Raw genomic sequence first — 24,481 nt, 5'->3', positions numbered from 1 at the left:
GAGACGTCGAAGCCGGTGCGCCAGCATTGGTGGAGTCGCCATTGGGACACTACCCTTCTGAAATTACGATCCTAACTCCAACGGAGGACATCGATAGGTGGGCAGTTTGCCTGGGGCGGGACGCCCTTGAAAAGATATCAAGGGCGCACAAAGGTTGACTCAAGTGGGTCGGAAACCTACTGAAGAGTGTAAGAGCATAAGTCAGCCTGACGTTATTCAGCACAGTAGTGGATGACGAGACGAAAGTCGGTTCTAGCGAACTTTTGTGATTCCCGCTTGGTGCGGGCCAAAAATGACAGAAAAGTTACCTCGGGGATAATTGAGTTGTTGCCGGCAAGAGCACATATCGACCCGGCAGCTTGCTACTTCGATGTCGGTTCTTTCCATCCTGGCCGTGCAGCAGCGGCCAAGGGTGAGGTTGTTCGCCTATTAAAGGAGATCGTGAGCTGGGTTTAGACCGTCGTGAGACAGGTCGGTTACTATCTACCAGAGGTGTATGCAGTCTGAGGGTACCCGCACCCCCCTCCATCCCTTCAAAGCTTTTCAATTGGGGTGACATGCAGATAGCAACACATGCCAGCCTGCGCAAATCGCCACCCAATCAAAAAGTCTGGGAGGGGAGCGGTAGCCGTTAGGTGAGCGCTTGCGCGAACCTTGCCCTAGCCGTTAGGCGAGCTTGCGAGCCTTACGGATAGGGACCGCAAAGCGCGGATGGCGACAGCAAAGCGGGGGTACGGGGGAGGGGCCACCCTTTGCCTCAGCCGTTATGCGAGTCTTCGAGCATTACGGATGAGGACCGCAGAGCGTCAAAGGGTGCCCCTCCCCCGTTATACTCTAGTGTTATTCTTCAAACCCGGCGTCGTCGTCGGCAGCGGCATCAGCGGCATCAACTGCGCCGCGCGCGGCGGCCAGGCGTTCCTGGCGGGCGGCTTCCTGCTTGCGTTCACGGGTGCCCAGGGTGCGGAACGAATCCCATTCATCGGAGCGTTCCTGGTGCCGGGCAAAGATGAGAAACCCGGTATGGGCGATCATGCGGTCTTCGGGGCGCAGGCGGTCGGCCACGGGCTTCCAGCGGCGGATCAGGATCTCGCAGACTTCGATGTCGTCGAAGGGGCCGGTTTCCATGCCGTGCAGCAGCTTGGACACCTGGTCCACGGTGGGGACAAGGAAGCCCAGGGCGGCGCCCGGCTTCACGGCGCGGACAACGTGGTGCAGGTAGTCCCACGGGGTGCGCACGTCCAGAAACAGGGCATCGGCGTCGGTCTGCTCGAAGCCATCAATGATGTCGCGGTTGAACTGGGTGACGTTCTGGCCAACCCCTGCCCAGTCGAGGTTGCGGCGGCAGAGCTTGTAGAATTCCTCGCGCGCCTCGTAGGTGCAGACGCGACCGGTGGGGCCGGAGAACCACGAAAGCGCCACGGTCAGGCTGCCGGAGCCGGAGCCCGCCTCGATGATGGTGCGGCCCGGGCCCACGCCAAGGCGCATGCAGATGTAGGCGATGTCCTTGGGGTAGATGATCTGGGTCTGGCGCTTCACGCCCTTGACCAGGTCGGTGATGGTGGGGCGCTGCACGCGAAAGGGCACGCCCTGCCGGGTGCGGATTTCGGTGCCGTATTCGGCGGCGGCCAGGTCGGCCATGGGCAGCACGCCTTCCTGGCAGTGCAGGTCGTTGCCTTCCTCGACGCGGCGCAGGTAACGCTTGCCGCGCGGGCTTTGCAGAATGACCAGATCTCCGTATGCGGGCATGGGGATTCCTCCTGAGGGTTGTCGGCAACCGGCCCGCACGCGCGAAGCCGGGCGGCGCGCGCCCTGCGCGCGCCCGGGGCCGCGTCCGCCGCCAATGGCAAACCCGGTCCCGGCCCTATGGAACGAAGGGCCTATCGGGACAGGGGGGCGGTGTCAAGAAGGGGGCCAGCCTGCCGCCACGGCGCAACTGGGGCTTGTGCCGCCACTGGCGCGCGCGGGGGCGGGGTGGAAACGCGCGGCTTCGCACGCGCACCCGATTCGCCTATCGACCGGACGCTCCATGATGCAGGACCCCGCACGGTCACCACAGGCGCACCACCGGGGTACCGGCGAGGCACCGCCGGGACCTGCAACATTACAATGGACGGGCACTCCGGCGCGTGCTAGTGCGCGTCCCTGTCCCTGCGCCACATGCCGGGGCCCTGCAAAAAGGCCAGAGAACCCCACCGGTTTCCCGCCCCCGCTTGCTTTTTTCCTGAAAACCCGTTTTGATACACCCCACGGTGAAAGGTGCGGCCCACGCCGCGCCGAGCATCAGGCACCCGCACGCATTCTCGCACAAGGACGTTTTTCTGGACAACATGCCCCTTGCCCACGTGTTCGGTCCGGTGGCCTCAGGCCGCCTTGGCCGTTCGCTCGGCCTCGACCTGCTTGGTGGTCGGGTGTGTTCCATGGACTGTCTGTACTGCGAAGTGGGCACGACCGACGTGCACACCTGCGAGCGGGCGCCCTACGTCCCGGCCCCCGTGCTGCTGGACGAACTGGCCCGCTGGCGCGACGCCGAAACCGCGAAGCATGGCCCCGCGCCAGGCGGCACAAACCCCGCCGCGCTCGTGGACCACGTGACGCTGGGCGGCTCGGGCGAACCCTGCCTGAACAGCGACCTTGCCCGCATCATCGCGGGCTGCCGGGACATTCTGCCCGGTGTGCCCGTGGCGGTGCTGACCAACTCCACCCTGCTCCACCGGGACGACGTGCGCGCCGACCTTGCCGGGGCGGACGTGGTGCTGCCCTCGCTGGATTCGCTCGTCGAATCGGAATTCCGCGCGCTGAACCGCCCGTGCAAGGGCGTGACCGCGCGCGGCGTGGCCGACGGCCTGCTGGGGTTCGCGCGCGGGTTTGGCGGGCGGATCTGGCTGGAGGTGCTGCTTGCGCGCGGCATCAACGACACGGCGGACAACCTCGCCCTGTTGCGTGACTACGTGCGCCAGCTGGCCCCCCACCGGGTGGACGTGACCACCCTGTCGCGACCGGGTGCAAGCCCGCGCGCCCTGCCCGTGGGCAGGGACGTGCTGTCCCTCTGGAGCGACGAGCTGAACATGGCCGCCGGGTGTCCGCAAACGGCACCGGCTGGCCACGGCCCCACGGTGACGGTACCGGATGACGGTTCCTGCCGTGCGGCAAACACGACGGACGCGGAGGCCCCCGTGCCCCCCGTCCTTCACAGCATGGGCGCGGAGGCTCTACAAGAGGCGGTACTGCGTTCCATAACGCGCAGGCCGCAGACCGCGCCGCAACTGGCGAAGGCCCTGGGGGCCCCGCTGGACGCGGTACGGAAGGCGCTGGACGGACTGACGGCGCGGGGCGCATGCGCCCCCGTGGCCGAAACGGCCCTGCCGCGCGATACGGATGGCGAAATTTTCCACGCCGGGCGTTTACCCCGCAACGGGTAGTGCCAGGCGGCCGCTGTCGCGGCGACGCAACGGCCCGCCCCTGTCTGGGGCCCCCGACCGGGGGTGTCGCAAGACGGGCCACCGCAGGGAATGCCGCAGAACGGTATTCCGCCGCACCGGAAGTGCACGGGCAGCACAACGCCCGACCCGGAAAAGCGGGACGCACCGATGCGCGCCGATGCGCGCCCCGGTTCCAACCCGTCCCGCCCAGTTCCGGGAAGAGACGCGCACCCCGCGTCCGCACCGCCCCGGTTGCGCTGCGCACCCCGTGCGGAATCCCACCGGGAATCCGACCGGGCGCGCCGCAGGCACGGCAACGTGTTGCAAATTTTTGAATTTTACACTTTTTTCCGCAGAGGATTGCATGACAACGAAAAAGAGCAAGCTGAGGATGTTCATCAGCGTGCTGCCCGGCGAGCAGGTGGAAGTCGCCCTTGCCGAGGAAGGCGCCAAGGAGAACCAGGTCAAGGAATACTACGTGGAGATGGTCCACCAGGCCAAGACCAAGGGCAACATCTACCGCGGCATCATCAACAACGTCGATACCAACCTTCAGGCTGCCTTCGTCAACTACGGGGCCGAAAAGAACGGCTTTCTCCAGATCGACGAGGTGCACCCCGAGTATTACAACACCCCGCACGACGCCACCAAGGGCAAGAAGTACCCGCTGATGCAGAAGGTGCTGAAGGCCGGGCAGGAAGTGCTGGTGCAGGTGGTGAAGGAACCCACCGGCAGCAAGGGCGCGTTCCTGACCACCTACCTGTCCATGCCGGGGCGTTTCCTGGTGCTCACCCCCGGGCGCGAGCAGATCGGCGTTTCCCGCAAGGTGGAGGACGACGAGGAACGCGGCCGCCTGCGCGAGATGCTGGAAGGGCTGAACCCCGGCCCCGGCCTTGGCGTCATCGTGCGCACCGTCAGCGCGGGCACCAGCAAGACCACCCTGCAGCGCGACCTGCAATTCCTGAAGCGCCTGTGGAAGGACATCCGCAAGAAGGGCACCGAGGAATCCGCCCCCTGCCTGATCTACAAGGAACCGGACCTGGCCTCTCGCGCAGTGCGCGACTACCTCAGCGACGACGTGGCCGAGGTGTGGGTGGATGACGAGCACACCGCCACGCTCATCGAGGAATATTCCTCGCTGCTGTTCCCGCGCAAGGGAAGCCTGGTCAAGGTCTACAAGGACCAGACCCGCACCCTGTGGGAACGCTTCGGCATCCAGCGCCAGCTGGAGCAGATATACGCGCGCGAAGTCACCCTGCCCTCCGGCGGACGGCTGGTGTTCGACCAGACCGAGGCGCTGATGGCCATCGACATCAACTCGGGCAAGATCTCCGGCAAGACCAATTTCGAATCCATGGCCCTGCGCACCAACATGGAAGCGGCCGAAACCATCGCCCAGCAACTCAAGCTGCGCGACATCGGCGGCCAGGTGGTCATCGACTTCATCGAAATGCGCGACCGCAACCACTGGCGCGAAGTGGAAAAGATCCTGCGCAACGCCATGAAGAACGACCGCGCCCGCCACGACGTGGGCAAGATGAGCCGCTTTGGCCTGTTGCAGGTGGTGCGCCAGCGCACCGGCTCGTCCGCGCTGTCCATCACCATGGAAACCTGCCCCTGCTGCAAGGGGTCCGGCCTGCGCCGCAACATGGAATGGCAGTCGCTGCAGGCCCTGCGCGAAATCCACCGCCAGTTGCGCGCCCTGCCGCACGGCACGCCCACCTTCCTCTTCGAGACCGGGGCCGAGCTTGCCATGCACCTGTTGAACCACAAGCGCGAACGCCTGCTCGACCTGGAACGCCAGTTCGGCGTGCATCTCGACATCAGGCCCGCCCGGTAACGCCATGCGCGTCCTGCTGCACGTCTGCTGCGGGCCGTGCTCCATCGCCACGGTGCGGATGCTGCGCGACGAGGGACACGAGGTCACGGCCCTGTTCCTGAACCCCAACATCCACCCCGTGCAGGAATACCTGCGCCGCCGCGAGGCCATGCAAGAAGTCTCGCGGCGGCTCGACCTGCCCGTCATCTGGCGCGACGCCGAGTACGACCCCGCCGCCTGGATGCGCCAGATGGCCTGGCGCGAACAACCCGGCGTGCGCTGCCGGGTGTGCTACGCCACCCGCCTGGAACGCACCCACGCCATCGCCGCACGCGGCGGGTACGACGCCTTCACCACCAGCCTGCTCTATTCGCGCCGCCAGCGCCACGACATGATCGCCGAGGTGGGCCACGGTATCGCCGCCGTCAGTCCAGATGACTCCGTGCCCTTCCTGTACCGCGACTTCCGCACCGGCTGGCAGGAAGGCATCGACACGTCCAGGGAATGGGGCATCCACCGCCAGAACTACTGCGGCTGCCTGTACAGCGAGGCCGAACGCTTTGCCCGCGACTTCGCCAAGGCTACGGGCGTGAAGGAAGAGCGGGGCTCCGCCCCGCACCCCGCAAGGGGGCCGCGCCCCCTTGACCCCGTTTCGGGGAACGATTCACCCAAATAAAAAGTTTGGGGGGGAGGTATACTGCCCCCCATTAACAAGGTGGCCCTGTTAAGGTAGTTTTCTTCCATCCTTGGAGGAAGCATGAAACGCCGAGTCTGGGACAGCAAAAGCAAGGCCCGCATTGTGCTTGAGGGATTGCAGGGTCGCTCTGTGGCAAGCATTTGCAGTGAGTATCAAATCACTCAGGGTATGTATTACCGCTGGCGCGACACGTTGTTGGCCAATGCCGCCCTGGCTTTTGAGGTGGGCGCCACTAACCGACGAGAAGAACGCCTTGCGACAGAGAACCAAAAACTCAAGCAAGCCGTTGGCGAACTGACGCTAGGAGTTAAAAAAAAACGACTGGTAAGCGGCAAGCGCCGATCCGGCCAGGCCCAGCTTCAGCGCGATGCCGAACTCTTGCCGTTGATCGAGTCCCTGAAAATGGAACATCCCTTTTGGGGCTATCGCCGCGTATGGGCCACCCTTCGGTATAAAACGGCCTGATCATCAACGTCAAACGAGTGGCGCGCCTGATGCGTCTGCATGGCCTTGGGGTGAAGCGCGCAGCCTTGCGGGCAAAGCGCACCCCTTCCGGAAGCAAGCCGCGCCCCGTCCGCCCGTGTCAGTGGTGGGGCATCGACATGACCAAGGTCATGACGGAAGGCGGCTGGGTGTATATCGTGCTGGTGGTGGACTGGTTTTCCAAGAAGATCGTGGGCCACCATGCCGACTACCGGAGCCGGAGCCATGAGTGGCTGCAAGCTCTGGATACGGCTATCCAGACGCACTTTCCCGGAGGCGTCCGGGGGCACGGCCTGAGCCTGATGAGCGACAACGGCTGCCAACCGACAGGAACGGCTTTTATGCGCGCCTGCGCGACTCTCGGCATCACGCAGGCGTTTACCAGCTACAACAATCCCAAAGGGAACGCGGATACCGAGCGGACAATGCGTACGATCAAGGAAGAGCTCTTCTGGCTGCACGAATGGCGTAGCCTGGAACACCTCAACCGCGCCCTCTCTGACTGGATAGAAAACTTCAACACCACATACCTGCATTCGGCGCTTGGCTGGAAGACTCCGCAAGGCGTCCATCAGCAGGCAAACAAAACCTGGCGGAATTCTCCCTTAAAGGCCGCTTGATTTAAGGGGGGCATTACAGAGGGGTCCGGGGAGGGAGACCCTTTTTCAAAGGGTCCCCTCCCCGGTTCTCTTCCCGGACGGAGCTGGTCACACCACCATGCTGCTGTACATCCACGTACCTTTCTGCCGCCGCAAGTGCCGGTACTGCGCCTTCCACTCGCTGGAGATGGGGGCGGCGTCGGCCGTGCGCGACTACGTGGAAACGCTGCTGCGCGAACTGGCCCTGTGGGGCGACCGCATGGGCGGCACGCCGGTGACTTCGATATTCTTCGGCGGGGGCACGCCCAGCCTGCTGCCCGCGCGCACCATCGGCACCATTCTGGACCGGGTGGCCAAGGCCTTCGCGGTGCAGCCGGGCGCGGAAATCAGCATGGAAGGCAACCCGGAATCGCTGACCCGCCCGTCGGAGTTGCGCACCCTGCTGCAGGTGGGGGTGAACCGGCTGTCCATGGGCGTGCAGTGCCTGGACGACGCCATGCTGCACACCCTGGGCAGGCCGCACCGGGCGCGGGAAGCCCTGGACGCGTTCCGCGCCGTGCGCGCGGCGGGCTTCCAGAACGTGGGCATGGACCTGATCTGGGGCCTGCCGGGCCAGACCCTGCGCCAGTGGATGCGGCAGCTGAAAGAGGTGGTGCGGCTGCGGCCCGACCACCTGTCCTGCTACGGGCTGACCCTGGAGCCGGGCACCCCGCTGGAGGACGACTGCGTCACCGGCAGGCTGGACCTGCCCCCGGAGCGCGCCCAGGCCGCCATGTTCATGGACGGCGCGGAACTGCTGGAAACCGAAGGCTACATCCACTACGAAATTTCCAATTTTGCCCGCATGGGCTTCCAGTGTCGCCACAACCTGGGCTATTGGGAAGGCGAGGACTACCTTGGCCTTGGCCCGTCGGCGGCTTCCACGCTGGGGGGCCTGCGCTGGAACAACCCGGAGGACCACGCCGCGTGGACCCGCCAGGTGGACGAAGGCCGCGTGGGCACCGAGGCCGAGCGGCTGACCCCGCAGACGCGGGTGCTGGAACTGATCATGCTGCGCCTGCGCACGGCGCGCGGCCTGCGGGTAAAGGCCTATCGCGAGCTGACCGGGCGCGACTTTCTGCGCGACCACAAGCGGCTGGTGCACCTGCTGCACCGCGAAGGGCTGCTGCGCATCCGCGACGGCTACCTGCGGCTGACCCGCAGCGGCATGCTGGTTTCCAACTCCATCCTTGAACGGCTGTTCGAGGACACCGAGGCGCTGATGGCCCTGCCCGTGGCAACACCCGCTCCCCCCTTGCCCCATGCCGGTCAGGTCACCGGTCAGGCCGCCGGACCCGATGCGGGGCAGGTCACCGGACCCGATGCCGGGCACGCCGCGGAGGTCACCGCCAGGCCGGACGGCCCGACGGATGCGGCTGACCCCGCGGCCCCGCCGTCACCGCCCCCTGCTTCCCCCGCCGGGCGCAGCCATGGCTGACGCCCCCGCGCCACCGCCGTCCGAGGGGTTGCGCCCCCGCCCACACCGCGTTGCCGCACAGGGGGCGGGCACGCGCCCGCGCATCCCGCCGGGGCGTCTGGGCGACAGCATGCTCGGCTGGGTGCTGCTGGTGGTGCTGGCGGCGGTGGTGGCAACCAGCGTCACCCACGTGCTGCGCGAACGCGACCGTTACATGGACATGGCCCGCCTGCGCCTGGAAGGACAACTGCGCCTGATAGGCGAGCACGTGGACGGACTGCTCCAGACCCTGGACCTTGCACTGACGGCGCTGGCCCTCGATCTATCCGACGAGATGGCCCACCACGCAGCCCTCCGCCTGCACGAGATCGATGCCGAACTTCACCAGCGGCTGGACCTGCTGCGCCCCCATGCCATGGAACTGGCCCTGCTCGCCCCGGACGGGGCCGTGCTGGCCGCCACCGCTCCGTTGCCCGTCGGCATAGACCCCCTGTTACGCCGCGTGGTGCTGCCCACCCACCGCGATCTGCTGCGCGACTTCAACCTGCTGCGGCTGCAAATGCCGCTCACCGGCACGCACGGCAACACGCCGCCCCGAATGCTGCTGAGCCGCCGCGTCTCCGGGTCGGACGGCAGCTTTGCCGGGATGCTGGTGGCCCTGGTCAACCCGCTCTCCTTCCAGGACCGCTATCAGGACTACGACCCCGGTGAAACGGAATGCTCCGTGCTGCTTGACGAGGACTCCTCCCCCCTGGTGGTGTGGCCTCCCGGCGCGGACGCAGCCTGCGTGCGCGCCTCGGTGGCCGTTGCCAGCGGCGCCTGGCCTTACGCCATGTCAGGCGCCATGCCAGACGTCATGCCAGACGCTGCACCCGGCCTCGTGCCGAAAAGCTCGCCAGACAATGCACCGGGTACGCCATCGGGCATGTCCGCCACCAGCGGGTCGGAGACCGGCGGGACGGGCAGGCCCGGCACGTCGGGGAACGGCCCCCGCACTTCTCCCGATCGGGCCTACACGGCGCGCCGCACCACGCTGCCTCCGGAAATGTCGTCCCCGTTCGACGGCAGCCCGTCCGATGCCCTGTCCGGCAAGGGCATCAGCGTTCCCGGCATGCGCATCGTCGAAACGGACGACGCGCTGGTGGCCGTGCACCAGTTGCGCAGTTTTCCCTTCCGCATGACCATGCACACCCCGCTGGATCTGGTGCTGTCCGGATGGCGCAGGCAGACGGTGGCCAACGTGGGCATGTCCCTGGCCCTGTGCATGGCCGTCTCGCTGCTGGCCTGGTCGGCCAGCCGCCAGCGCGGCCAACGGCTGGAGGCAGAAACCGCGTTGCGCCACAGCGAGGCCCGCTACCGTACCCTTGCCGAGAACTATCCCGGCGGCGCCATCATGCTCTTTGACGGCAGCATGCGCTGCCTGCTGGCCGACGGACTGGGGCTGGCAGGGCTGATGCTCCCCCGCCAGCAGATGGAGGGAGCCACCCCCTCCGACGTACTGCCCCCGCAGATGGCCCTGCCCTTCGAGGAACAGCTGCAGGTGGCCCTGGCGGGCAGCGAGGTCACCTTCACCATGGCCGTGGGCGAGCGCATCCACGAGGTACGCCTGCGCCCCTTGCACGAAGACCGCGAAACCGGCATGCCCGCCCGGTGCATGGCCGTGCTGCAGGACATCACCCAGCGCGAGGAGGCCCGCCTGGCCCTGCGCCACAGCGAGGCCCGGCTGCAGGAGGCGCAACAGATCGCCCGCATGGGCAGCTTTGAACTGCACATGGACACCGGGGCGTTCGTGTGGTCCGCCGGGCTGTACGAAATGCTCGGCCACGACCCCGCGCTGCCGCCCCCAGCCCCCGCAGAGGTGTTCGCCATCCACGCCCCGGAAGAACTGGGCTGGTACCACGAGCACGTGGCCATCGTCTCGGACGAGCCGGTGACCGAGTTGCAACGCGTCTTTCCCTACCGCACCCTGGCCGGGCGGCAGGGCTGGGGACAATTTCGCTGCCGGGTCACGCGCGGGCCGGACCGCCTGCCCCTGCACGCCCAGGGCACCTTTCAGGACATCACCAGCCTGCGCGAGGCGGAACTGGCCCTGCGCGACAGCGAAGCCCGGCTCAACGAGGCCCAGTTCATCGCCCGCATGGGCAGCTATTCGGTCAACCTGCGCGACGGCGAGGCGTTCTGGTCACCGGGGCTGTTCCGCCTGCTGGACCTGGACCCGCACGACGGCCCGCTGGTGCCGGGCGAGGCCTTCCGCCGCCACGCGCCGGAAACGGCCCCCTGGTTCGAAGCGTTCCTGGCCACCCCGGCGGACAGGCCGGAAACCACCGCGTTGCGCTCGTTCCCCTACGTCACCGCCACCGGGCGGCATGGATTCGGCCGCCTGCACCTGATGGTGCGCCACGGCGCGGACGGCCTGCCCGAGCACATCCGGGGCACTTTCCAGGACATCACCCCCCTGCACGAGGCCGAACAGGCCCTGCGCGACAGCGAGGCCCGATTGCAGGAGGCGCAGCAGATCGCACGCATGGGCAGCTTCGACCTGGATCTGGTGCACGACAGGACCGATTACTGGTCGCCCGGCCTGTACGCCCTGCTGGAACTGGACCCGTCCCAGCCCCCGCCGCCCCCCTCGCGCGGCAGCGCCGTCCATTCACCGGAGCGCACCGACTGGTTCGACGGGCTGCTGGCCTCACGCGATCACGCGGCGGGAACCATCCACTCCGAAACCGTGTCCTACGTCACGACCAGCGGCCGGAAGGGCGTGGCGCACATGCAGGCCGTGGTGCAGCGCGGGCCGGACGGCGCACCGGTACGCATGCGCGGCACCTTTCAGGACATCACCCGCCTGCACGAGGTGGAACAAGCCCTGCGCGACAGCGAGGCCCGGCTGCTGGAAGCCCAGCTCATCGCGGGGATCGGCAGCTTCGACTTCGACATCGCCGGCAACACGGCCGCCTACTGGTCGCCCGGGCTGTACGCCCTGCTCGAAGTGGAGCCGGGCACCCCGCTGCCCCGTCCGCTGGAAGGCTGCCACATCTACGCCCCGGACTACGTCACGCAGTTCGAGCGGATGCTCACCGAACCCGCCGACGAACCGGAATCCATCTTCTGGGACAACATTCCCCTGCGCACCGCCAAGGGGCGACGCATGATGGGGCAGATGAAGGCAGTGGTGCAGCGCGGGCCGGGCGGCAGGCCGGTGCGGGCACGTGGCGCCTTCCAGGACATCAGCCGCCTGTACGAGGCGGAACAGGCCCTGCAGCGGGCCAAGGAAGAGGCCGAAAGCGCCAATGAACTCAAGAGCCAGTTCGTGGCCAACATCAGCCACGAAATGCGCACCCCGCTTTCAGGCATCCTGGGCATCGTGGACGTGGCGCTCTCGCGCCTGCACGACACGATGCCACCTGCGCAGGACAGCGAGCAGGCCCATTATCTTTCCATGATCCGCAACGTGTCAGAGGGGCTGCTGCACGTGATCAACGATCTGCTGGACTTTTCGCGCATGGAGGCCGGACGGCTGGGACTGGACCAGGTGGAGTACGACCTGCGGGCCGCCGTGAGTGATGCGCTGGCTCCGCTGGCCGTGCAGGCAGAGCGCAAGGGGCTGTCACTCACCGTGCACATCGACGCCGGGGCGCCCGCCCGGTTGCAGGGCGACCCGCTGCGGCTGCGCCAGGTGCTGGTGAATCTGGCGGGCAACGCCGTAAAATTCACCGACACGGGCAGCGTGCACGTGGATGTGCACCGCAACGCCCGGTGTCCCCGGCCCGGCGGATGTCTGCGCTTCACCGTGCAGGACACGGGCCCCGGCATCACGGCGGACAAGCTGCCCCTGCTGTTCGAAAGCTTCTCGCAGGCGGATGGCTCGCACACCCGGCGGCACAGCGGCAGCGGCCTGGGCCTTGCCATCTCGCGGCACATCGTGCGCCTGCAGGGCGGCGACATCGGGGTGGACAGCACGCCCGGCCAGGGCAGCCGGTTCTGGTTCACCCTGCCCATGGACAAGGACGCTCCGCAGGGCGCCGCCGACCCCACCGACCTGCGCCTGACCGGCCCGAACCTGCCGAACCGTTCAGGCGGTCCGGCCCGTCCGGAGACTTCGGGGCATTCGGAACAGGTGGCACCGGGAACACAGGGGACCGATGCGCACGACGCGGAGGAAGCGGACCGCCCCCTGTGCGTGCTGCTGGCGGAAGACAACGACCTGAACCGCGAATTCCTGAGCTTCTTCCTGCAGGAACGCGGTTACGAGGTGCACCTGGCCATCGACGGACAGGAGGCCCTGGACCGCCTGCGTGGGGGCTGCGCCCCGGACGCCACGGCCGACGGCGGAATGCAACGTCCCCCCTTCGACGTGGTGCTGATGGATGTGCAGATGCCCGTGGTCAGCGGGCTGGAGGCCACCCGCCGCATCCGCGAGGCGGCGGCGCAGGGGGCCGCCTGGGCCAACGTGCCGGTCATCGCCCTGACCGCCCACGCCATGCAGGGCGATCGCGACCGCTTCCTGGCCGAGGGCATGGACGACTTCGTGGCCAAGCCGGTGAACCGCGACGCCCTGTTCGCGGCCATCGAGCGGCAGGTGGCGCGCTACCGCGAGAGACGGAACGGTGGAAGCAGCCAAAGCAGCGCGTAAAGCGCGCGCACCTGCAAGGGATGCCCGCCGCCAGCGCGCATATGCGGGGGTTTTAGTCGGCTGCTGCCTGCTTCAGCACTGCCGCCACAATCGCCTCGGGGCGATCGTCCTGGGCAAGATGCCCTGAGTTCCGGATTGGAATGCAGGGACGACCGGAAAGCAGCGAAGCCAAGGCTTCCCCTTGCCCGTACGGAATCCAGGCATCGTGGTCGCCCCACAATACAGTGACAGGGCAGTCCATCCTGCCGTAAAGGGGCTGTATCTCGTCCGTGTATTTCTGGTCCATCTGCGCGATTTGACGATAGAAGGCCGCTTGACCCACCGGGCCCCGCCATGGGGCACTATACACATCCATCGCTTCCGCAGACAGGGAATTGCATGCAGCTGTTTGCAAATACGCCCTTAACAAGGCGTCATGCATGTAGTCCGGCATCCCTGAAAACGCCCCTTCGTGCTTGCGCACGTGCTGCACGAATGGAGATCCCCAAGGGGCAAGAGCCACTGCGTCGAAAATTGTGAGGGAGGCGTAACGCAGTCCGTGAAGATAATAACCCCGCAGGGCTGTGGCTCCCCCAAAATCATGTGCGAGGACATGCGGGTGCTCCAGCCCCCATTCGCTGAATAATGCAGAGAGCACTTTGCCCTGGACCGCCAGCGACACATCCTGCCCATCCCGCATCTGCGACTGCCCATAGCTCACCATGTCGAAATAATACACTGTAAAAACATCGGTCAAATGAGGCACTATTCTGCGCCACACCTGAGAGGAGAACGGCGTTCCATGAAGGGCGACAAGAGGCTCTCCTTCTCCGCACTTCCCCCATCTTACTACATTTCCATCAACAATCGATGCACTCTGCAGGTCCAGCATAGCTTCTCCATTTCCGTTGCACCAAATGATGGGGCCACAATATTGGAGGCTACAAGAAAACTGCAGTTTGTCAAACCCGCATCGCCAAACCCTAGCTGATTTCGCGCGTGGTCCGAAACTCCACCTTCGGATAGCGCTCCATGGCCGACTCCAGCCGCCACGGGTTGGGCGCCAGATACGCCAGCGCGCCCTCCGCATCCACGGCCAGCTCGCCGCGATGATAGTCCTGAAAATCCGCAAAGATCTTCTTGTCATCGCAATGCACCCAGCGCGCCGTATGCGTGCCCACGCCCTCGTACACGGCGTCCACGCCGTACTCGTCGGCCAGCCGCGCCACGATCACGTCAAACTGCAGCACGCCCACCGCGCCCAGAATGTAGTCGTTGTTCACCAGCGGGCGGAACAGCTGCACCGCGCCTTCCTCGGCCAGTTGCTCCAGACCCTTCTGCAACTGCTTGGCCTTCAGCGGGTTCTTCAGGCGCACCCGGCGGAAATGCTCCGGCGCAAAGTTGGGAATGCCCACGAACTTCAGCACTTCCTTCGATTCGGTGAAGGTATCGCCGATCTTGATGGTGCCGTGGTTGGGAATGCCGATGATGTCGCCGGGAAAGGCCTCTTCCACGCCGGTGCGGTCCTGCGCCATGAAGATGGTGGCGTTGGCCACGGTCACGTCCTTGCCGGTGCGGTGGTGCTTAAGCCGCATGCCCCGCGTGAACGTGCCGGAGCAGATGCGCAGGAAGGCCATGCGGTCGCGGTGGGCCTTGTCCATGTTGGCCTGTATCTTGAAAACCACGCCGGTAAAGGCCTCCTCGCCGGGTTCCACCACGCGGGTGGCCGCCGGGCGCGGCTGCGGGCCGGGGGCGAATTCCACGAACATGTCCAGCATCTCGCGCACGCCGAAGTTGTTGATGGCGCTGCCGAAGAACACCGGGGTCAGCTCGCCCTTCAGGTAGCGGGCCTCATCGAAGGGGGTGCCTGCCTCTTCCAGCAGGGCCAGGTCCATGCGCAACTGCTCGGCCTGGTCGCCGAGGTATTCGTCCAGTTGCGGATCGTCCGCGCCGTGGATGACGATGCCCGACTGGATGCGCCCGCCGTGGGTGGCGGAAAAGAGGTGCAGCTGCTTGTGCAGCAGGTCGTAGGTGCCCTTGAAGCTGGAGCCCATGCCGATGGGCCAGGTCATGGGGGCGCACTCGATCTGGAGGTGCTGCTCGATGTCGGCCATCACGTCCAGCGGGTGCAGCGCCTCGCGGTCCATCTTGTTGACGAAGGTCATGACCGGGGTGGCGCGCATGCGGCACACGTCCATCAGCTTGCGGGTCTGGGCTTCCACGCCCTTGGCCGCGTCGATGACCACGAGGGCCGAATCCACGGCGGTGAGCACGCGGTAGGTGTCTTCCGAAAAGTCCTGGTGCCCGGGGGTGTCCAGCAGGTTCACCACCCGGTCGCGGTAGGGAAACTGCATGACCGAGGTGGTCACGGAAATGCCGCGCTCGCGCTCCATGGCCATCCAGTCCGAGGTGGCGTGGCGGGAAGCCTTGCGGGCCTTGACCGAACCGGCCATCTGGATGGCCCCGCCGAACAGCAGCAGCTTTTCGGTCAGGGTGGTCTTGCCCGCGTCGGGGTGGCTGATGATGGCGAAGGTGCGGCGGCGCGCGGCCTCGCGTTCCAGTCTGCTGCTCACGGCAATGATCCTCGAATGGGTCTGGGATGAATGCGGGATATTCGGCGTTGTGCCGCCCGGCCGGGCGTTGCCCGTGCGCCGGGAGATGCCCCGAAATGTGAAACGCCCGGCTGCCCGGTGAACGGGGCCGCCCCAAGGGCGGATACTGGCGGGGCGAAAATGCGGGCGGCGCGACAAAAAAGGGGGGCGGGCCTTGCCCGCGCGAGAAGCGGAATTATGCTACACCTGAAGAGAGCGGTCAACCGCCGGACCTGGCGTACGCGGCACGCCCACGAAGCGGCAAGCACGGGGAAACGGCACGGGATATCCCGCCCGTTTTACATTTTCGTCAGCCATTCCGGACTGATGCGGCAATTTGCACAAGACGCTTTCCCGGCTTGATATTTTCGGTTATTGTCCGAAAGTTTCGCGCCCGGAGCATCACCCCAACGGCTCCGCACCCCAACCGCAGGCCACAGGGCCACCCGACGAGATGACGGCATTCCCCACCTGCTACGGCATCATTCCCGCACGCTACGCCTCGTCCCGTTTTCCCGGCAAGCCGCTGGCCGACATCGCGGGCATGCCCATGTTCTGGCATGTGTATCAGCGTGCGGCCCGCTGCCCGGAACTGCGCAAGGTGGTGCTGGCCACGGACGACGAACGCATCGCGGAAGCGGCCCACCGGCTGGATGTGCCTTTCGTCATGACCCGGTCCGACCATGAAAGCGGCACCGACCGGGTGTACGAGGCGGCCTGCCTGCTGGGGCGCGCCGAAGGCATGACCGATGGCGCGGCATTGCCCGACGACGCGGTGGTGGTGAACATCCAGGGCGACGAACCCGCGCTGGACCCGCGCATGCTCAGCCAACTGGTGGCCCCGTTCGGCGCGGCAGAGGGCGGCGCGCGGGTGCGCGTGGCCACCCTGGCCATGACCATCGACGCGGCGGAGGCCGCCAGCCCGGATCGGGTCAAGGTGGTCACGGCGGCCAACGGCGACGCGCTGTATTTTTCGCGCGCGGCCATTCCCTTCGCACGGGACGGCGGCGCGCACGAAGGTGAAGGAGGCCCGGCCTATCTCGGCCATGTCGGGCTGTACGCCTTCCGGCTGGAGGCCCTGCGCGCCTTCACGCAACTGGCGCCCTCTTCCCTTGAGCGGCGCGAGAAACTGGAGCAGCTGCGGCTGCTCGAAAACGGCATTCCCATCCGGGTCGTGCCCACCACCTGCCGTACCCACGGAGTGGACCGGCCCGAAGACATCGGCATCATCATCAACCTGCTTGGGGAGAACGAAGGATGAGAGCTTTCCTGGCCCTGGAAGACGGCTTCGTACTTGAGGGGCGCTCGTTCACCGGTCGCGGCGAATCGGGCGGCGAGGTCATCTTCAATACCGGGATGACGGGCTACCAGGAGGTCCTGACGGACCCCTCGTACGCCGGGCAGATGGTCTGCATGACCTACCCTCTCATCGGCAACTACGGCGTGACGGCCGAGGACATGGAATCCGGCAAGGTCCATGTTGAAGCCTTCATCGTCAAGGAATGTTGCAAGACGCCCTCCAACTGGCGGGCAAAAATGTCGCTGCCCGACTATCTGGTGCAGCACGGGGTGATGGGCATAGAGGGCATCGACACCCGCGCCCTTACCCGCCACCTGCGCATCAACGGCGCCATGCGCGGCATCATCTCCACCGAGACGGACGACCGCGAGGAACTGGTGCGCCGCGCCCGTGCCCTGCCCACCATGGAAGGCCAGAACCTGGTCACCAAGGTGGCGCCCGCCGTGCCCTACCGCTGGGACGGCGCCCGCCCCCAGCCGGTGGAACTGGCCGCCGACGGCGCGTACGCCTGGCCCGGCCCCGGCCCGCGCCTGGTGGTGTACGACTACGGCATCAAGTGGAACATCCTGCGCCTGCTCACCGACCAGGGCTTCGACCTGCTGGTGGTGCCGCCGTCGTTCACGGCGGTGCAGGTGGCGGCCAGCGGCGCCGAGGCGGTGTTCCTGTCCAACGGCCCCGGCGACCCGGCCACCCTTACCGACGAAGTGCGCGAAATCCGCGTGATGACCGAACGCATGCCGGTGGCGGGCATCTGCCTTGGCCACCAGTTGCTGGGCCATGCCCTTGGCGGCACCACCCACAAGCTGAAGTTCGGCCACCACGGGTGCAACCAGCCGGTCAAGGACCTGGTGACCGGGCACATCGAAATATCCTCGCAAAACCACGGGTTCTGCGTGGACATCGGGGACCTGCCCGACATAGAAATAACCCACGTGAACCTGAACGACGGCACGCTGGAAGGGTTCGCCCACAAGACGAAACCCATCCTGGCCGTGCAGCACCACCCCGAGGCAAGCCCCGGCCCCACCGACAGCCGGTACTTCTTTGCCCGGTTCAGGGGGATGGTGCGGGACGCAGTAGGCCGTTAGGGGCTGCCGCCACCAGATTGAAGATCTGACGCAAGGGGCGCGGACTGGCACGCCGCGCCCCTGCGCATACGGGGTCTTGCCCCTTTCCGCGCCACGCCATTCCGGGGGCGATGCATGTCCAACGATCTCACCAAGGCACGACAACTGCTTACCCAGGTGCGCACCCTGCTGCGCCAGGGCAAGGTCATGCCCGCCGCCCAGTCCTTTCACGAGGCGCTGGTGCTGGTGCTGAAAAACCCGCTGATGAAGGCCGAGCGCGAGGAATTCGAGCGCATGCTGGCCGATGCCTCGTCCTACCTCGACAACGATCCGGAACTGCGCAAGGTCTTTCCGCTCAAGATCGACTACACGCCCGGCTCGGAGCGTCAGGTGCTGGACACCGTGCGCGAACTGGTCAAGGCGGTGAACGAAGCCGCCGTGAACGAGGCGCAGGAGCACATCAAGGCCCTGGAAGCCCGCAAGCTGGCCGAACTGGAACGCGGCCAGAAGCTGCTGGACGACAAGGACTACGACGCCGCCAACGGCGTGTTCCGGCAACTGGTGGTGGAATTCAGCGACGACCCGGCGCTGAAGGGCGACATCGGCGAGCGGTTCCTGAAGTCGGGCCGGTACGAGGAAGCCTTCGACTACCTGGCCCAGGCCCTGGACCAGAGCCCGGAATCCGTCCACCTGTACAACCGCATCGGCATGGCCCTGCGCAAGATGGGCAAGTTCGACGTGGCGGAAAAGTACTATTTCAAGGCCGCCCAGTACACCGGGCGCGACCCCAACCTGTTCTTCAACATCGGCCGCCTGTACGTGGACTGGCGCAAGTGGGACAAGGTGGCCAAGGCCGCCTCGGCCGCGCTGCAACTGAAGCCCGACTTCGACGAGGCGCGCAAGATGCTGGAATTCGCCACCCGTCAAATGGGCAAGTAGGCGGGCAGATAGCGGAAACGGTCGCACTCGCCGCCACCACCGCACAGACTGCCCAACTGCCCAACTGTCGGTCACAATGCACGAAAAGGCCCGCCGGGATTTCCCGACGGGCCTTCGTTCATTCATCGTCGTGCGCGTGACCGTCGGTCCGCATGCCCTGCCCCCGTCACCTGGCCGTGGGCAGTTCGCAGTCCGGCTGCGCGGTTGATCCAGGTCCCGCCATGGGGCGGAAGCAGCGCTTGCTGCCGCCGCACACCGGGCAGCGCCAGGTGTCGGGCAGATCCTCGAAACGCGTGCCCGACGGCACCTTGCCTTTCCGGTCGCCCCGGTCGGGGTCGTAGACATAGCCGCAGTTGACGGTCTGGCAACGCCACATGTCCCTGGGATCGGCCATGGCGCCTCCTTCCCCCCGGAGTTCGGCCCCGTATCCTGCCCTGGCGCGCCGGTCACGCGGATAGCCCTGTCAGGCCTGTCAATCGTGACAGGCCTGACGCGACCGGAGTGCTCCGATTTACCAGTTGATGCCCAGCAGTTCGAAGTGGGCCTGCGGGTGGGCGCAGGCAGGGCACACGTGCGGGGCTTCGGTGCCTTCGTGCAGGCAACCACAGTTGCGGCAGCGCCACACCACGGACGACTCGCGCACGAACACGCGAGCTTCCTTGACGTTCCTGGCAAAGCCCAGGAAGCGACGCTCGTGGAATTCTTCGGCCACGGCGATGCTCATGAACACCTTGGCGATCTCGTCAAAGCCTTCCTCGCGGGCGATGCGCGCGAACGAGGGGTACATCTCGGTGTACTCGTGGTTTTCGCCCGCTGCCGAACTGATGAGGTTGGCGTGGGTATCGCCGACGACGCCCGCCGGGAAGGCGCTGACGATCTCCACCTCGCCGCCTTCCAGGAACTTGAACAGGCGCTTGGCGTGTTCCTTTTCCTGGCTGGCGGTTTCGGCAAAGATGTCGGCGATCTGGACGAATCCGTCCTTCTTGGCGCGGGCGCCGAAATAGTCGTAGCGGTTGCGGGCCTGCGATTCGCCGGCAAAGGCGGTCAGGATGTTGCGTTCGGTCTTGGTGCCTTTCAGGGCCTTCATGACTGCTCCTTAGAGTTGTCGTTGGTTCCGGGTGAATGGGGAGGTAGCCTGATGGCGCCGGGCCGCACGGCCACGTGCGCCGTAAAATGTCACCGACGCCCCGCATGCGGGGGGCCGCCGAAACCGTGCCGCGCTGGCCAGGAGCACGAGCGCTGCAGGCGCGAAGGCAAGGGGCGTGGCCCTGCCGGGCGGCATGCCGGGTGCGAAATATGCCGGGGCGGGTGGAACGGATGCCCGCCGCTGTGATGCCTGCGCCGCCAACGGGTGCTGCGCCCCCTTGGGCAGTTCGTGCGCTCAAACCATATCGTTGGGCGTCATGCTGCGCGCAGCATGCCGGACTCCACGGCGTAAGCCTACAATCCTCACTCCCCCGGCACAAGAGTGAACATGCAGTCAGCGGGATGCCACGGGCAAAGGGAAACGCGGCGGCTCAGTTCTTCGAGGCGCAGGCCTCGCACACCCCTTCGAACTCGATGCGTCCGGAAAGGATGATGAAGCCGGGGGCGCGGGCGCCCGAAATATCGGGCAGGCGCACGGGTTCCATCACGTCGCCCACCCGGCCGCACTGAGTGCAACGCACATGCTGGTGGGGGGTGACGTTGCCGTCGAAACGCTTCTGCGACCCGGCCGATTCCAGCTTCAGGATGTCGCCGGATTCGGCCAGCAGGTCGAGGTTGCGGTACACCGTGCCCAGGCTGATGCGCGGCAGGCGCTGCCGGACCATGCCATACACCTCATCCGCCGTGGGATGACTGTGCACGTTGCGCAATTCTTCAAGAATGACCATGCGCTGCTTGGTCATGCGGGTCTGTTGCTGCTGAGTCATGCGGGCCTCACGTTGTTTATTGGTAATGGTTACTGTTTGTGTGCCCGCATGTCAAGACCCGCGCGAAAAAAACGGCGCACTGTGCCGACGAACCGGCATCGCGCACGCAACAGGGCCGCCGGGATTTCCCCAGCGGCCCTGAAATGTTCCGGATATGGGCGCCAGCCCGGTCCGCCTTGCGGCGGCACCGGTCTTTGTGCCCTAGCCGTCGGTAAGGGACGGCTTCAGTTCGCCCATGGCCGCCCACAGCTTGGACAACGCATCCAGGTAGTCGGCCTTGGCCCCGGTCAGGGCCGCCTCGGCGGCGGTCAGTTTGGCCTGGGCATCCAGCACGTCGGTGTTGGTGCCCACCTGGGCCTGGTAACGGGCCACGGCCACGCGATAGGCCTCCTCGGCCTGGACCAGCCCCTTGGTGGCCACCGCGATGCGCTTGGAAGAATCGGTCAGGGTCAGCAGGCGCGATTGCACCTCATAGGCCACCTCGTGGTGCAGGTTGGCCTCTTCGGCGCGGACCTGGGTTTCCACCTGGCGGGCCTGCTGGCCGGAATACCACGTCCTGCCCCACTCGAACACGCTCCATTCGGCCTTCAGCCCGGTGGACCACTGGCTGAACCCGGTGGGGCTGAGGGTGCTGCCCGAAACGTCCGGATGATCGCCATCCGTGGCCCAATTGAAGTTGGCCGACACCTGCGGGTACAGCCCGCTGTCCGCGATGCGCACGTCCTTGCCCGCGATTTCCACGGCCTTGCCCGCTATGCGCACGTCGGGCCGGTTGCGGTAGGCGCGTTCCAGGCACTGTTCGAGCGTCATGTCGAAGCCCACGGGCACCAGCGTGCCCACGTAGTCGGTGTCGCTGCCCACGGGCAGGGTGAGCAGGGTGTTCAGGCGGGCGCGCTGGGTTGCGTGGTTGTTTTCGGCGGTGATCAGCAGCGATTCGGCGTTGGTCACGTCCACTTCGGCCTGCAACACGTCCAGGCGCGGACGCAGCCCCACGTCGTAGAAGGCGCGGGTAACCTTGGCCTGTTCGAGCAGGCGGTTCAGGGCGTCGCGCGCGCTGCGCACGTTTTCGCCCGACTGCAGATAGGCCAGAAAGGCTTCCTGCACCTGCACCACAAGATCAAGACGCGACTTGTCCAGCGTCAGGGCCTGGCGCTCGGTTTCCAGCGCGGCCTTCTGATAGGTGGACAGCAGCCGCAGCCCGGTGAACAGCGGCTGGCTGACGCCCACGGTCCAGGTGTAGGTGTCGTCGTCCAGTTCACGCGACATGGAGCGGGGCTTTTCGTTCAGGCGGTCGTACCCGTAGCTGGTGGACACGGCCGGGCCGAAGGCCCCGCGCGCCGACTTGCGCCCTTCTTCCGCCGCGTCGCGCCCGGCGCGGGCGGCCACCACGCCCTGGTTGTCGCGCAGGGCCGCTTCCACGGCGCGGCGCATGTCGTATTCCCGTTCCCTGGCGGTGGCGTCCGCCGGAACGGGCGAAGCAGGCTGAACAGGCGAAGGCGTTCCGACGGTCATGCCGCCCGGCGTCGCCCCCGGCATGCCCGCGTCGGCGGCCAGGGCAGGCGCGGCCAACACGGACACGGTCAGGGCTGCGCCCAGCATCAGGACAGGAAGAATCGCCCGCGCGAGGCGGCAGGTGCGGCGCTGCGTCGTCGGCAGGCAGGCGGCAGGGGTGCGGTGCATGGATACTCCTGACGGAGACGGCGTGACAGGGAAATGTGCCCGGCGGCATGCCGGTTTCGATACGCGGCGGAGTGTAGCCGGGGCCGGGCCCACTTGCAACAATGTGCATCCGCCCATGCCGCACGGGGGTGTCCCTTGCACAACCGGCGGCAGAGGCTGCGGCGGCCCGTTCCCCCCTTCGTGCCGCGCCGCGGGAATGTGGCCCATGCGCGGTGCGCATACGCACGGACGGTTGCCGTCGCCCGCCAGTACGGCGGCCCGGCATGCCGCGCCCCACGCCGCTTTGCAACCGCCCCCCGGAAAGTACGCCCCTTTTCGCGCCGGAGCCCCTGAATCCCATTGCATCATTGTCTCTAGACGTCTAAATGGAGGGCGGGATGCCGGACGCGCCCGCGAAACGGTGTGGCCCGACATGACCCGGCATGACCCGGCATGGCCTGGCCTGCCCCGGCAGGATCGGGCGCGGCCCCATGTGGCCGGACGCGCCCGCGAAACGATGTGGCCCGACATGACCCGGCATGGCCTGGTTGCCCCGGCAGGATCGGGCGCGGCCCCATGTGGCCGGACGCGCCCGCGAAACGGCGTGGCCCGACGTGCCGCACCACGCCGCACCACGCCGCACGTCCCGGCCACGCATGGCGCAACGGCGCAGCGCGCCCCGCCAGCCGCACGGCACAACTCAACACCCGGTGGAGACACCCAACGTCATGGATATTCTTTCGATTCTTGCCCAGGCCACCCTGGTGGCCAAGTTCGTTCTCGTCCTTCTGGTGCTCATGTCCATCGGCAGCTGGACGCTGATGTTCCAGAAGTGGTTTGCCCTGAAAGCCGCGCAGCGCAAGGCCGCCGACGGGCTGGACCGCTTCCAGAAGGCCCGCGACCTGCGCGAGGCCGTGCAGTCTCTGGGCGGCGATGCCGCCTCGCCCCTGTACCACGTGGCCCAGCAGGGCGTGGCCGAGTTCAACCGCCTGAAAGAGGCGGGCAGCTCGGGCGACGTGGTGGCCGACAACGTGCGCCGTTCGCTGCGCCAGGGCGTGGGCAACGAGATGACCCGTCTTTCCGCCTCGCTGTCCTTCCTGGCCACCGCCGCCAACACCGCCCCGTTCATCGGCCTGTTCGGCACGGTGTGGGGCATCATGACGTCCTTCCATGCCATCGGCCAGATGAAGAGCGCCTCGCTCGCCACCGTGGCCCCCGGCATCTCCGAAGCGCTCATCGCAACCGCCATCGGCCTGTTCGTGGCCATTCCCGCCACCGTGGGCTACAACGTCTTTCTGGGCATGATCAGCAGCATCGAAGTGCAGCTCGTCAACTTCGCAGGCGCGTTCCTGAACCGCGTGCAGCGCGAGATCAACGCCCATCGCGGCGCGGCCCGTCCCACTGCCGACCGCGCCGCGGACCGGGGCTAGCCCATGGGCGCTTCCGTCGGCAACAAGGGCGGCTTCGTCGCCGAAATCAACGTCACGCCCTTCGTGGACGTGATGTTGGTGTTGCTCATCATCTTCATGGTCACGGCCCCCATGATGACCGAAGGCCTCGAGGTGGACCTGCCCCAGACGCGCACCGTGCAGGTGCTGCCCGCGGACAGCGACCACCTGCTGCTCACCGTGCGCAAGGACGGGGTGATGTACCTCGACGAGTACAAGGTGACCATCGAGGAACTGGAAGGCTACCTGCAACGCCTGGTCAAGGAAAAGAACAAGCTGCTCTTTCTCCAGGCCGACAAGGCCGTGCCCTACGGCGTGGTGGTGGACGTGATGGGGCACATCAAGGCGGCGGGCATCGAAAAGCTCGGCGTCGTGGCGGAACGCGAGGACCCGAAGAAGAAATGAGCCCGTCATCACGAAGGGACGGCACGGTCCGGTTCCACATCCTTCGCGGCAAGGCCGCGCGGTAGGCCGGGGAC

The 24,481-nt window shown here is 66.5% G+C and carries 19 protein-coding genes and 2 other annotated features; of the genes, 12 read left to right on the top strand and 7 right to left on the bottom strand.

The features are described 5' to 3' along the window. Positions 1–303 (top strand) — a sequence feature (23S ribosomal RNA rRNA prediction is too short). Positions 304–314: 11 nt separating this feature from the next. Then, positions 315–474 (top strand) — a sequence feature (23S ribosomal RNA rRNA prediction is too short). Between the two features lie 366 nt (positions 475–840). Continuing rightward, positions 841–1,746, bottom strand: coding sequence for a tRNA (adenine-N1)-methyltransferase (locus DESTE_RS12895; RefSeq protein ID WP_035068063.1), 906 nt, complete (start codon positions 1,744–1,746; stop codon positions 841–843). A gap of 581 nt (positions 1,747–2,327) precedes the next feature. On the opposite strand from DESTE_RS12895, the gene DESTE_RS12890 reads away from it, so the two are divergent. The 7 genes from DESTE_RS12890 to DESTE_RS12860 all read left to right on the top strand — a co-directional run bounded on the left by DESTE_RS12890 (position 2,328) and on the right by DESTE_RS12860 (position 13,106). Continuing rightward, positions 2,328–3,419, top strand: coding sequence for a radical SAM protein (locus DESTE_RS12890; protein WP_035068062.1), 1,092 nt, complete (start codon positions 2,328–2,330; stop codon positions 3,417–3,419). Between the two features lie 364 nt (positions 3,420–3,783). Further along, positions 3,784–5,259: an Rne/Rng family ribonuclease gene (locus DESTE_RS12885; RefSeq protein WP_035068061.1), complete on the top strand. Its 1,476-nt coding sequence runs from the start codon at positions 3,784–3,786 to the stop codon at positions 5,257–5,259. Between the two features lie 4 nt (positions 5,260–5,263). Next, on the top strand, positions 5,264–5,914 hold the full coding sequence (locus DESTE_RS12880; protein WP_035068060.1) for an epoxyqueuosine reductase QueH: 651 nt from the start codon (positions 5,264–5,266) through the stop codon (positions 5,912–5,914). 81 nt (positions 5,915–5,995) lie between these two features. Then, positions 5,996–6,400, top strand: a complete 405-nt coding sequence (locus DESTE_RS17280; RefSeq protein WP_051384458.1) for a transposase — start codon at positions 5,996–5,998, stop codon at positions 6,398–6,400. A gap of 29 nt (positions 6,401–6,429) precedes the next feature. Further along, on the top strand, positions 6,430–7,038 hold the full coding sequence (locus DESTE_RS12870) for a DDE-type integrase/transposase/recombinase (protein ID WP_051384457.1): 609 nt from the start codon (positions 6,430–6,432) through the stop codon (positions 7,036–7,038). Between the two features lie 97 nt (positions 7,039–7,135). Next, positions 7,136–8,494: a radical SAM family heme chaperone HemW gene (gene hemW, locus DESTE_RS12865; protein ID WP_035068059.1), complete on the top strand. Its 1,359-nt coding sequence runs from the start codon at positions 7,136–7,138 to the stop codon at positions 8,492–8,494. Next, positions 8,487–13,106, top strand: a complete 4,620-nt coding sequence (locus DESTE_RS12860; protein WP_035070349.1) for an ATP-binding protein — start codon at positions 8,487–8,489, stop codon at positions 13,104–13,106. The genes hemW and DESTE_RS12860 overlap by 8 nt, the downstream gene beginning before the upstream one ends. 52 nt (positions 13,107–13,158) lie before the next feature. Here the strand turns inward: DESTE_RS12860 and DESTE_RS12855 are convergent, their stop codons facing one another. Then, positions 13,159–13,977, bottom strand: coding sequence for an alpha/beta fold hydrolase (locus DESTE_RS12855; RefSeq protein ID WP_035068058.1), 819 nt, complete (start codon positions 13,975–13,977; stop codon positions 13,159–13,161). Between the two features lie 91 nt (positions 13,978–14,068). Further along, positions 14,069–15,658, bottom strand: a complete 1,590-nt coding sequence (locus tag DESTE_RS12850) for a peptide chain release factor 3 (protein WP_035068057.1) — start codon at positions 15,656–15,658, stop codon at positions 14,069–14,071. A gap of 472 nt (positions 15,659–16,130) precedes the next feature. Between DESTE_RS12850 and kdsB the strand changes: the two genes are divergently transcribed. From kdsB to DESTE_RS12835, 3 genes are all read left to right on the top strand, one after another. After that, positions 16,131–16,937: a 3-deoxy-manno-octulosonate cytidylyltransferase gene (gene kdsB, locus DESTE_RS12845; RefSeq protein WP_035068056.1), complete on the top strand. Its 807-nt coding sequence runs from the start codon at positions 16,131–16,133 to the stop codon at positions 16,935–16,937. Further along, complete coding sequence (gene carA / locus DESTE_RS12840; protein ID WP_035068055.1) at positions 16,934–18,064, top strand: glutamine-hydrolyzing carbamoyl-phosphate synthase small subunit; 1,131 nt, start codon at positions 16,934–16,936, stop codon at positions 18,062–18,064. Before kdsB ends, carA begins: the two co-directional genes overlap by 4 nt. A gap of 114 nt (positions 18,065–18,178) precedes the next feature. Continuing rightward, positions 18,179–18,982, top strand: a complete 804-nt coding sequence (locus tag DESTE_RS12835; RefSeq protein WP_035068054.1) for a tetratricopeptide repeat protein — start codon at positions 18,179–18,181, stop codon at positions 18,980–18,982. 166 nt (positions 18,983–19,148) lie between these two features. On the opposite strand, the gene DESTE_RS12830 is transcribed toward DESTE_RS12835, so the two are convergent. The 4 genes from DESTE_RS12830 to DESTE_RS12815 all read right to left on the bottom strand — a co-directional run bounded on the left by DESTE_RS12830 (position 19,149) and on the right by DESTE_RS12815 (position 22,575). Further along, positions 19,149–19,376 (bottom strand): rubredoxin, encoded by a 228-nt coding sequence (locus DESTE_RS12830; protein ID WP_035068053.1) that lies wholly within the window; start codon positions 19,374–19,376, stop codon positions 19,149–19,151. Positions 19,377–19,493: 117 nt separating this feature from the next. Then, positions 19,494–20,069 (bottom strand): rubrerythrin, encoded by a 576-nt coding sequence (gene rbr / locus DESTE_RS12825; protein WP_035068052.1) that lies wholly within the window; start codon positions 20,067–20,069, stop codon positions 19,494–19,496. A 430-nt stretch (positions 20,070–20,499) separates the two neighbouring features. Continuing rightward, a complete protein-coding gene (locus tag DESTE_RS12820) occupies positions 20,500–20,895 on the bottom strand; it encodes a Fur family transcriptional regulator (RefSeq protein WP_035068051.1) in 396 nt (131 codons plus the stop codon). Positions 20,896–21,096: 201 nt separating this feature from the next. Continuing rightward, complete coding sequence (locus DESTE_RS12815; protein WP_035068050.1) at positions 21,097–22,575, bottom strand: TolC family protein; 1,479 nt, start codon at positions 22,573–22,575, stop codon at positions 21,097–21,099. Positions 22,576–23,282: 707 nt separating this feature from the next. Between DESTE_RS12815 and tolQ the strand changes: the two genes are divergently transcribed. Together tolQ and tolR are read left to right on the top strand one after the other, a co-directional pair. Further along, a complete protein-coding gene (gene tolQ, locus DESTE_RS12810) occupies positions 23,283–23,984 on the top strand; it encodes a protein TolQ (protein WP_035068049.1) in 702 nt (233 codons plus the stop codon). 3 nt (positions 23,985–23,987) lie between these two features. Further along, on the top strand, positions 23,988–24,407 hold the full coding sequence (gene tolR / locus DESTE_RS12805) for a protein TolR (RefSeq protein WP_007526107.1): 420 nt from the start codon (positions 23,988–23,990) through the stop codon (positions 24,405–24,407). Positions 24,408–24,481 lie beyond the last annotated feature (74 nt).

Origin of the sequence: Nitratidesulfovibrio termitidis HI1 (genome assembly GCF_000504305.1) — a bacterium.
Taxonomy (GTDB): Bacteria; Desulfobacterota; Desulfovibrionia; order Desulfovibrionales; family Desulfovibrionaceae; genus Cupidesulfovibrio; species Cupidesulfovibrio termitidis.
This window is presented reverse-complemented; position numbering and strand designations above follow the sequence as displayed.

What these genes read in the sequence shown, in the direction of transcription:
- DESTE_RS12815 (WP_035068050.1), bottom strand. Translation starts at nt 22,575, where the DNA reads ATGCACCGCACCCCTGCCGCCTGCCTGCCGACGACGCAGCGCCGCACC.
- DESTE_RS12880 (WP_035068060.1), top strand. Translation starts at nt 5,264, where the DNA reads ATGCGCGTCCTGCTGCACGTCTGCTGCGGGCCGTGCTCCATCGCCACG.
- carA (WP_035068055.1), top strand. Translation starts at nt 16,934, where the DNA reads ATGAGAGCTTTCCTGGCCCTGGAAGACGGCTTCGTACTTGAGGGGCGC.
- rbr (WP_035068052.1), bottom strand. Translation starts at nt 20,069, where the DNA reads ATGAAGGCCCTGAAAGGCACCAAGACCGAACGCAACATCCTGACCGCC.
- DESTE_RS12890 (WP_035068062.1), top strand. Translation starts at nt 2,328, where the DNA reads ATGCCCCTTGCCCACGTGTTCGGTCCGGTGGCCTCAGGCCGCCTTGGC.
- DESTE_RS12830 (WP_035068053.1), bottom strand. Translation starts at nt 19,376, where the DNA reads ATGGCCGATCCCAGGGACATGTGGCGTTGCCAGACCGTCAACTGCGGC.
- tolR (WP_007526107.1), top strand. Translation starts at nt 23,988, where the DNA reads ATGGGCGCTTCCGTCGGCAACAAGGGCGGCTTCGTCGCCGAAATCAAC.
- kdsB (WP_035068056.1), top strand. Translation starts at nt 16,131, where the DNA reads ATGACGGCATTCCCCACCTGCTACGGCATCATTCCCGCACGCTACGCC.
- DESTE_RS12835 (WP_035068054.1), top strand. Translation starts at nt 18,179, where the DNA reads ATGTCCAACGATCTCACCAAGGCACGACAACTGCTTACCCAGGTGCGC.
- tolQ (WP_035068049.1), top strand. Translation starts at nt 23,283, where the DNA reads ATGGATATTCTTTCGATTCTTGCCCAGGCCACCCTGGTGGCCAAGTTC.
- DESTE_RS17280 (WP_051384458.1), top strand. Translation starts at nt 5,996, where the DNA reads ATGAAACGCCGAGTCTGGGACAGCAAAAGCAAGGCCCGCATTGTGCTT.
- DESTE_RS12820 (WP_035068051.1), bottom strand. Translation starts at nt 20,895, where the DNA reads ATGACTCAGCAGCAACAGACCCGCATGACCAAGCAGCGCATGGTCATT.
- hemW (WP_035068059.1), top strand. Translation starts at nt 7,136, where the DNA reads ATGCTGCTGTACATCCACGTACCTTTCTGCCGCCGCAAGTGCCGGTAC.
- DESTE_RS12885 (WP_035068061.1), top strand. Translation starts at nt 3,784, where the DNA reads ATGACAACGAAAAAGAGCAAGCTGAGGATGTTCATCAGCGTGCTGCCC.
- DESTE_RS12860 (WP_035070349.1), top strand. Translation starts at nt 8,487, where the DNA reads ATGGCTGACGCCCCCGCGCCACCGCCGTCCGAGGGGTTGCGCCCCCGC.
- DESTE_RS12855 (WP_035068058.1), bottom strand. Translation starts at nt 13,977, where the DNA reads ATGCTGGACCTGCAGAGTGCATCGATTGTTGATGGAAATGTAGTAAGA.
- DESTE_RS12895 (WP_035068063.1), bottom strand. Translation starts at nt 1,746, where the DNA reads ATGCCCGCATACGGAGATCTGGTCATTCTGCAAAGCCCGCGCGGCAAG.
- DESTE_RS12870 (WP_051384457.1), top strand. Translation starts at nt 6,430, where the DNA reads ATGCGTCTGCATGGCCTTGGGGTGAAGCGCGCAGCCTTGCGGGCAAAG.